Annotated in this window: 2 protein-coding genes; both read right to left on the minus strand. The window is 42.5% G+C overall.

The features are described 5' to 3' along the window. Positions 1-122 precede the first annotated feature (122 nt). The gene (locus IDZ20_RS05810) at positions 123-518 is read right to left on the minus strand and encodes a hypothetical protein (protein ID WP_188150487.1); all 396 of its coding nucleotides are present in this window, start codon (positions 516-518) and stop codon (positions 123-125) included. A 9-nt stretch (positions 519-527) separates the two neighbouring features. After that, a complete protein-coding gene (locus IDZ20_RS05815; RefSeq protein WP_188150488.1) occupies positions 528-959 on the minus strand; it encodes a hypothetical protein in 432 nt (143 codons plus the stop codon). Positions 960-1,047 lie beyond the last annotated feature (88 nt).

Genomic DNA, 1,047 nt, shown 5'->3' on the forward strand with positions numbered 1-1,047 from the left:
TTCAAACAGGCTCAACATTAAAATGATCCGGCGCTTTCTTTAGAGTGGGTGTCTTGATAGTAGGATCCGGCGCTTTCTTTAGAGTGGGTGTCTTGATAGTAGTGATATGCGGGCGTCAACTGTTAATCGACTATTAAGTCTTTGTCGACATACCTAATTCTGTGCTGGGGCGCATGACCTGCAAATTCCGTATAAGTCAAAAGCACCGCTTTGCATTCTTTACACAGGTTTATCTTACTTTCATGATAAGGGTAAAAATGAATGGCAATTGGAGCATCGGCACTCCAATAATTTGAACCGTTAGGATGTAATTCCGTGTAAGCATTCTTTTTAATATCTGCCTCAGCATCCTCAAACTCGCCAACAGGGCTGATATTAGACTTAACCTCCAGACTGATATTCGACCAAGATTTAAATTTTTCCTTAGTGCAAGCTGCACACTCTGCACAGTCTGATTCTTCATGTGCTAAATCTATTAGTTGTGCAGCATTAAGCTTTTTAAGAGGTTGTTGGCTCATAATTTAGCTCTATTTATCTTTTATGATTTTTGTATTCTTAAACTCTTTGGAATACCCACTAAGAGATTTACCATGGTTCACCTTTTCCGAACCAACAAGCGCTGCTTCTGACGTTCCAGACTTAGTTCGCCCTCCCGGCACCCATTCACCAGGAATAGCGCCAGCTTCGTTGCCCGACGGCATTTCATATGAAAACCTAAAATCACCAGGCTCAATTTGAACATACATAATCCGATCTGTTTGCAGCTCCGCTAACTGCACTGCGTCAAGCCCTAAATTAAGCTCATCATTTAGAACTCCCACGTCACCAGTCGCTTCAAACTTTTGCACAACAAGGTCCATTTCTGATTTCAAGCCAACGAACTTACGAGGAGGTAAAGTTTCGTAACGCCCTCCTTGAGTCCAGCTTTCAAAAACAATAAATAAAACCCAGACACCCACCCTATCACTTGATACGCCTGCCGAGTCGATAAAACCCAGACACCCACCCTATCACTTGCACGGGAATCTCGATAACTGTATATTTACC

Origin of the sequence: Teredinibacter waterburyi (assembly GCF_001922985.1) — a bacterium.
Classification (GTDB): Bacteria; Pseudomonadota; Gammaproteobacteria; order Pseudomonadales; family Cellvibrionaceae; genus Teredinibacter; species Teredinibacter waterburyi.